7 protein-coding genes are annotated in these 7248 nt (G+C 62.7%); 6 read left to right on the top strand and 1 reads right to left on the bottom strand.

Annotation, left to right across the window (positions count from 1 at the left end; all coding sequences use genetic code 11):
- Window positions 1–419: 419 nt before the first annotated feature.
- Window positions 420–1940, top strand: a complete 1521-nt coding sequence (locus EOA86_RS15295; RefSeq protein ID WP_128342392.1) for a PRC-barrel domain-containing protein — start codon at window positions 420–422, stop codon at window positions 1938–1940.
- Window positions 1941–1992: 52 nt separating this feature from the next.
- On the opposite strand, the gene EOA86_RS15290 is transcribed toward EOA86_RS15295, so the two are convergent.
- Window positions 1993–3570 carry an alkaline phosphatase family protein gene (locus EOA86_RS15290; RefSeq protein ID WP_128342391.1) on the bottom strand — a complete coding sequence of 526 codons (1578 nt, stop codon included), beginning with the start codon at window positions 3568–3570 and terminating at the stop codon, window positions 1993–1995.
- A 218-nt stretch (window positions 3571–3788) separates the two neighbouring features.
- Here EOA86_RS15290 and EOA86_RS15285 point away from each other — a divergent pair, with 218 nt between their 5' ends.
- The 5 genes from EOA86_RS15285 to EOA86_RS15265 form a co-directional block, all read left to right on the top strand.
- Window positions 3789–4721 carry a VOC family protein gene (locus tag EOA86_RS15285; RefSeq protein ID WP_128342389.1) on the top strand — a complete coding sequence of 311 codons (933 nt, stop codon included), beginning with the start codon at window positions 3789–3791 and terminating at the stop codon, window positions 4719–4721.
- A 10-nt stretch (window positions 4722–4731) separates the two neighbouring features.
- On the top strand, window positions 4732–5355 hold the full coding sequence (locus EOA86_RS15280) for an alpha/beta hydrolase (protein WP_128342387.1): 624 nt from the start codon (window positions 4732–4734) through the stop codon (window positions 5353–5355).
- Window positions 5356–5358: 3 nt separating this feature from the next.
- A complete protein-coding gene (locus EOA86_RS15275) occupies window positions 5359–5658 on the top strand; it encodes a GNAT family N-acetyltransferase (protein WP_029348700.1) in 300 nt (99 codons plus the stop codon).
- A gap of 184 nt (window positions 5659–5842) precedes the next feature.
- Window positions 5843–6901 carry a dipeptidase gene (locus tag EOA86_RS15270; protein WP_128342385.1) on the top strand — a complete coding sequence of 353 codons (1059 nt, stop codon included), beginning with the start codon at window positions 5843–5845 and terminating at the stop codon, window positions 6899–6901.
- 136 nt (window positions 6902–7037) lie between these two features.
- On the top strand, window positions 7038–7248 hold a 211-nt coding region (locus EOA86_RS15265), incomplete at its 3' end, for an FAD-dependent oxidoreductase (RefSeq protein ID WP_128342383.1).

The following is a 7248-nucleotide window of genomic DNA, read 5'->3' as shown; positions in this document are numbered from 1 at the left end:
CCTTGGCGGCAACGATGTCGATATCGATGGAGTGACCTGCTGCCTCCAACGTCTGGCGCATCCGGTCCGTGAAGGCGGAAAGATCAAACGTGCGCAGGGTGCCGCCCTCCTGGTTCAGCACCGCCGCAAATCGCATCCCCCCACTCCGTTTTTTCTTGGCAACCATCGGATAATCATCGGCGAGGACAGACCCAGCCGTAGGCTGGAACGGGGCGGCTGAAAAAAAGTTCCGCAGCTCTAACGAAAATACAGGAGCGAATCTCACCGGCCGAGGGCATGAGCGAGCGCGTTTCGGGTGGTTTTTTCACGACGCTCACCATGGTGTCGGAACAACCGCGCGGTCACGACGTTGTGAATATGTAACGCCGCGACCGATCTCCCATGCTCGCGGCGGGAACGAGATAACGCAGGAGGATTAAATGATCCGCACCCTTTTGACCACCACCGCGCTCGCAGCGCTGCTTGCGACCGGTGCATATGCGCAGACGGCCACAACCCCGGCGCCGACGCAGGACCCGGTAGTCCAGGATACCGCTCCTGCGGCTCCCGTTGCGCGCGCCGAAGGCAGCCTGGTGACCAACATCATCGGGGAATCGGTCTATAATGGCACAGGCGACGATGCCGAGAACATTGGCAATGTCGACGACGTTGTCTTCGATGAAAACGGTCATGCAAAATCCGTGGTCATCGGCGTCGGCGGCTTTCTTGGCGTTGGCGCCAAGAACGTGGCTTTCGACTACAATAAGCTGCAATGGGCCGAACGGAACGGCGACCGTTGGCTGATTGCGCAAACCACAAAGGATGAGTTGACGGCTCAGCCGGACTTCGACCGCAGCGCTTTCGATCCGGCTCCTGCGGCCAATGACACTACGGCTACGGCTCCTGCCGCTCCTTCCGGCTCGACGGAAACCACCGCACAGAACGCTCCGGCTGCTCCAGCCGAGAGCACCGCAGCTCCGGCCGAACCTGTGAAGCGTGCCGACGGTAATCTTGCCACCAATATCATCGGCGAAACCGTCTACAACGGCACTGGCGACGACGCTCAAAACATCGGCGACGTGAACGACATCGTTCTGGCCAAGGATGGCAAGGCAGAGTCGCTGATCATTGGCGTCGGCGGCTTCCTTGAGGTTGGCGAAAAGAATGTCGCCTACGAGTTCGATAAGGCCAAGTGGGCGGAAAGGAACGGCGATCGCTGGCTGGTGGCCGAGACCACCAAGGAAGACCTGGAGGCGTTGCCGGAGTTCAACCGCGAGGCCTATGATCCCGCCCCGGCGACAACCGCATCGACTGACGCGGCGACGCCGGCGCCAGTGACAACCACCCCTGCTGTCGATGCGGCCCCAGCCCCGGACAAGACAGCGCAGGCCCCGGCCACAACGCCTGACACCACTGCTCCGGCACCGGCGGACAAGACAGCGCAGGCCCCGGCGGCAACGCCTGACCCGGCTGCTCCGGCACCGGCGGACCAGACGGCGCAGGCCCCGGCCACAACGCCTGACCCGGCTGCTCCAGCACCGGCGGACAAGACAGCCGAGGCCCCGGCTGCAGCAACGCCTGACGCAACCCCCGACCAGACGCAGACCGCGGCGATCGACAAGTCGGCGCTGACCGAAATGCCGATCAACGAAATCCGGTCCGAAGATTTGGTTGGAACCACCGTCTACGGCGCCAATGATGTCAACGTCGGCGAGATTGGTGACGTCGTGTTGACGGGCGACAAGAAGGTCGACGCCGTCATCATCGACGTCGGCGGTTTCCTCGGCGTTGGCGAGAAGGAAGTGGCGGTCGGCATGGACAATCTTAAATTCATGACCGACAAGGATGGCAACCGCTATCTCTACACGAACTTCACCAAGGAGCAGCTCGAGGCGCAGGTCGCGTACGACAAGGGCACCTATGCAGAGAAGCGCGACGAGCAGCGCATGATGATGCGTTAATTCGCTCTAACGACGAAAAAAAGCCCGCGCCGGCAACGGCGCGGGCCTTTTTTCATGACTGGAAAGGTGGCAGGCCTGCGACATGGCCGGCAACGCCATCGTCGGTCAGTTCGGCGAGCGCCAGCGACTGATCGAGATGTTCGGCCCGCCAGGCAAGCAGCCTCTCGGCAAGCTCCAACCGGACCGGCAGATAGGCCGGATCGGCAGCGACATTGGTTAGTTCGTCTCGATCCTGCTCCAGGTCGAACAGCAGCGGCGGCAGGCCGCCGCCGAAATGTACATATTTGAATTGTTTCGTGCGGATGACGGCCAGATTGCACTGGCGCGGACCGATGCCAAAATGGCGCTCGGCGTCACCTTCGGCAACCGAGCGGAAATCGAATTCCCAATGCGCGGCCTCGCGCCAGTCCCCCGGCTCCACGGCGTCCAGGAACGGCTTCAGCGATCGTCCGTCGAGATGCGGCGGGGTTTCCTCGCCAAGCAGGGCGAGCAATGTCGGCGCTATGTCCACCGCCTCAGTGAAGCGATCGACCTTGGCGCCGGCCGCTTTGCGGCGACGCGGGTCGCGGATGATCAGCGGAATATGATAACTGCCGTCGAAGAAGCCGCCCTTGCCCAGCATGTAATGGTCGCCCATCATCTCGGCATGATCGGAGGTCAGCACGACGATGGTGTCATCCCATGCACCCGCCCCCTTGACCGCCTGCCAGATGCGGCCAAGCTGTGCGTCGACCTCCGAGATCATACCGTAATAGAGCGCGCGGATGCGGCCAAAATTGTCGTCTCCCCAGTCGCGCACCTTGCCCTCGGCGCCGGGGCGGAAATTCGAACGCTCCTGCAGGTCAAGGTTATAGGCAAGGTAGGGATGGCTTTCTGCCTCGGCCTGCCAGCTCACGGCGCGGTGGAAAGCCGGTCCCTCTGCAGGATCATACATCCTGTTGTAAGGCTCGGGCACGATGAAGGGCGGATGCGGGCTGAGGAAGGAAAGATGCGCGAACCACGGTGTATCGCGCTCCTGTTCGTCAAGCCAGCGGGCGAATTCGCCGGTCAGGAAAGCAGCAGGGGTTTCGTCCTTCGAGTAGACGGGCGGCGCGCTTGTCACCGCGCCGTCGGTCCCGGCTCCAATCTCGTCCGCTGGGCGATGGATGTCGGGAAAACCGGCGCTGCTCTCGATGCCGCGCGCCTTGAGCCACGACAGCCACGGTTTCTGGTGCTCCGGCAGGAGTTGGCGCACGGTGAAGCCGGGCAGCACGCCTTCATAGCTTTTTAGCCGCGGGTCGCCCGGCGCCAGCGTGCGCGGATCGGGCGATACGTCGGTATAGCCGAACAGCGTCGGATCATAGCCGAGACTGCGCGCCGAGAGCGCGATGTTGCCGTGACGGACGTCGAGCGGGGTTCCGTTGCGGCAAACTCGGTTGTTCATCTGGTAGAGGCCGGTGTATAGGCAGGCGCGTGCCGGCGAGCAGGGCGCCGCGCCGCCATAATGCTTTCGAAACAGCACACCCTCGGCGGCGAGCGCGTCGGCATTCGGCGTCCGCACCACCTTGTGGCCTGCCGCCGACAGGCAGTCGCTGCGCCACTGGTCGCAGGTGATCAGGAGAACATTCGGGCGCCTGTCTTTTCTGACCAATGCTGTATCCTTCATTGAAAACGTGCCGCTCATGGAGCCTAATTTTTGTGGCGACGCAAGCCTCAGGTATTCGCCAAATCGTGAACAAAATCTGCCTCATTGTTCACTTATAGAGCACAGTCCATCTGTGTTTGCGGCCTTTGCCGCCGGCTGGCCGGTTCTCATATAGGCGTGGACCGCGGCATGGGCCGCATAGGACAAGGAAAGGAGCAGGAAAAATGCTCGACCAGATCAAAGGCCTGCATCACGTCACCTCGATGGCCAGGGATGCGCGTCAGAACAATGAGTTCTTCACCAAAAAGCTCGGCCTGCGCCGGGTCAAGAAAACCGTCAATTTCGACGCGCCGGATGTCTACCATCTCTATTACGCCGACGAGCTCGGCACGCCCGGTTCGGTGATGACCTATTTTCCGTTCCCCAATATCGGCAACGGTCGCCACGGCGTTGGCGAAGTAGGCACCACGGTCTATTCGGTGCCCGAAGGCACGCTCGCCTATTGGGAAAAGCGATTTGCCGATGAGGGTGTCGCCGGGCTGTCGCGCGAAGAGAGCTTCGGTGAGAAGCGCCTTGGCTTCGCTGGTCCCGATGGTGACGGGTTTGCGCTGGTCGAGAACAAGGCAGACACCCGGAGGCCGTGGGCGAAGGGCGATGTTCCCTCCGACGAGGCGATCCGCGGCTTCCACTCGGTGGCGCTTAGGCTGAAGGATGGCGGCGCCACCGAAGAGCTGCTGAAATTCATGGGCTATGAAGAAGTCGACACGTTCGGCACTGTAAAAAGGCTGGCGGTGAAGAACGGCAACGGCGCCAATATCGTCGATATCGAATCGTTGCCGGGCGCCGCTTTTGCCGATCTCGGCGCCGGCTCCGTCCACCACGTCGCCTTCGCTGTCGAAAACCGCGCCAAGCAACTCGAAGTGCGCAAGGCGCTGATGGACACCGGCTATCAGGTGACGCCGGTGATCGATCGTGACTATTTCTGGGCGATCTATTTCCGCACGCCGGGCGGCGTGCTGTTCGAAGTCGCCACCAACGAGCCCGGCTTCGACCGCGACGAGGACACCGCCCATCTCGGCGAGGCGCTGAAGCTGCCGTCGCAGCACCGGCATCTGAGGCCCTATCTCGAGCAACATTTGCAGAAGCTGGAAGACTGAGGACAAGGCCATGAGTAAGGACGCTTACATCTACAAAGCACTGCCCGGTTCGCCTGATGGATCGCTGCTATTCGTCTTCCACGGCACCGGGGCCGACGAGAGTCAGCTTCTGTCGCTCGGGCGCGATCTCGGACCGCAGGCGACTATCGTCTCGCCGCGCGGCGATGTCTCGGAACACGGTGCCGCGCGCTTTTTCCGCCGCACCGGCGAGGGCGTCTACGACATGGGCGACCTGGCGCGGGCGACGGACAAGATGGTCGGTTTCGTCAAGGCGCATGTCGAGGCGGCAAAACCCTCGTCGGTGCTTGGCCTCGGCTATTCCAACGGCGCCAACATCCTGGCCTCGGTGGTGTTCGCGGCGCCCTCTCTTTTCGACGCGGCGGTGCTGATGCATCCGCTCATCCCGTTCGAACCGGAGATCGAGGGAAGTCTCGCCGGCCGTCGCATCCTGGTCACAGCAGGCAGGCGCGATCCGATATGTCCGCCCAACCTGACGTCGCGGCTCGAGGCCTATTTGCGCGCCGATGGCGCCGATGTCACAGTGGAGTGGCACGACGGCGGCCATGAGGTGCAGTCGAACGAGATCGAGGCGGCGCGGCGGTTCCTGTCCGCTACGCCGGCAGAAGGAGCGTAAGCAATGCTTGACCAATTGCCGGAGATCGAACTGGAGGATCGCGGTTCCAAAGGCCGTTATCTCTTGCGCGGGCCTGATGGCGCCGAGGCGGAGATGACCTTCACCAAGATCGGCGAGCACCAGATCATCATCGACCACACCGAGGTGCCGGATGCGTTCCGCGGCCAGGGCGCCGGGCTTCGCCTTGTCACCCGAGCCGTCGAGGACGCGCGCGCGGCGGGCAAGAAGATCATCCCGCTTTGTCCGTTCGCCAACGCCCAGTTCCATCGTCACAAGGAATGGGCCGACGTGCTGAAGCAATAGCGCTGGTCCTACCCATAGGCCTCCGCTCGCGATGACGGTTGAGGGCGGGCAGCCACAAGGCACCCATCGCTGTGGCATTTGCGCAGATCGCCTGTCTTGCCTAGTGGGTTGTCTTGCCTAGTAGGTATTGCCTTGCCTAAGTAGGTATATTGCCGCCCGACCAATCGAACCGAATGATCCCTTGATGACCGAGACCGACCTCGTTCCCGTCTTCGACGGCCACAACGATACGCTGCTCAGGCTCCATCAGTCGAAGGACGCGGATGTTGAGAAGCTGTTCATCGAGGGAACGCAGGGTGGCCACATCGACCTGCCGCGCGCGAAAAAGGGCGGCTTTGCTGGCGGCATGTTCGCGATCTTTCCGCCGCCGGTCGAAAAATCCAAGCGCAGTGCGGTTCCACCTGCGCCGAGCGATACCGAGCCCTTGCCGCCCGAAATTCCGCGCGCCGACGCGCTCGCTTCCACCATCGCCATGGCCTCGATCCTGTTCAGGCTGGAACGAGCGTCGGCGCTCACCGTCTGCCGCAGCGCCGGCGACGTGCGAAATGCGATGGCGCAAGGGTCGATCGCGGCGGTGTTCCATATTGAAGGCGTCGAGGCGATCGACCCCGAACTGACGATGCTCGACGTGTTGCATGGGGCCGGCCTGCGCTCGCTCGGCGTCGTCTGGAGCCGCCCGAACGCTTTCGGCCACGGCGTGCCGTTCCGTTTCCCTTCGACGCCCGACACCGGACCTGGCCTGACCGATGCCGGCAAGGGACTGGTCAAGGCCTGCAACCAGCTCGGCATCATGGTCGATCTTTCGCATCTCAACGAAAAGGGGTTTCGCGACGTCGCCGAGATCAGTGACGCCCCGCTGGTCGCGACCCACTCGAACGTCCATGCGATCTGCGGCCATTCCCGCAACCTCACGGACTGGCAGCTAGGCGCGATCCGCGAGTCGGGTGGCTTGGTCGGGCTGAATTTCGCCACCGGGTTTTTGCGCGAGGACGGCAGGATGAATGCCGATACCAGTCTCGACATCATGGTGCGCCATGTCGATTCACTGCTGCAGGCGCTGGGCGAAGACGGCGTCGGCCTCGGGTCCGATTTCGACGGCGCCATGATCCCGGCTGTGATCGGCGACGTCACCGGCCTGCCGAAGCTGCTCGATGCGTTCGCCGAGCGCGGCTTCGGTCGCGCGCTGATCGAGAAGATCGCCTATCGCAACTGGATCAGTATGCTGGAAAAGACCATCGGGTAAAGCGTGTCGCCCGGCAGAGTAGCCAGCGACCTGCAATATATCGATCGAGCGGGGTTTTGATGATCTCGACAAGACCGTTGTCTCCGGAGCTCAAGCCGCGGATGATTGCGGACTTCGAGAACTTCAGGGCCGGCTCTTGAAGCGCCAGGCCGTACGAACCGATGTCGCCATCGTCGGCGCCGGCTTTACCGGCCTGTCAGCCGCGCATGAATTGAACAAGGCCGGCATTGATTTTGTGCTGCTCGAGGCGCGCGGCCGCGTCGGCGGGCGGGTCGAGTCCAAGTGGAATGGGCTTGGCGAGCGGATCGACAGCGGCGGTCAGTTCCTGTGCGAGGACATGCCGGAAC

Source organism: Mesorhizobium sp. M5C.F.Ca.IN.020.32.2.1, from assembly GCF_004023105.1.
Lineage (GTDB): Bacteria > Pseudomonadota > Alphaproteobacteria > Rhizobiales > Rhizobiaceae > Mesorhizobium > Mesorhizobium wenxiniae.
The sequence above is the reverse complement of the archived record's forward strand: the minus strand, read 5'-3'. Positions and strand labels throughout refer to the sequence as shown.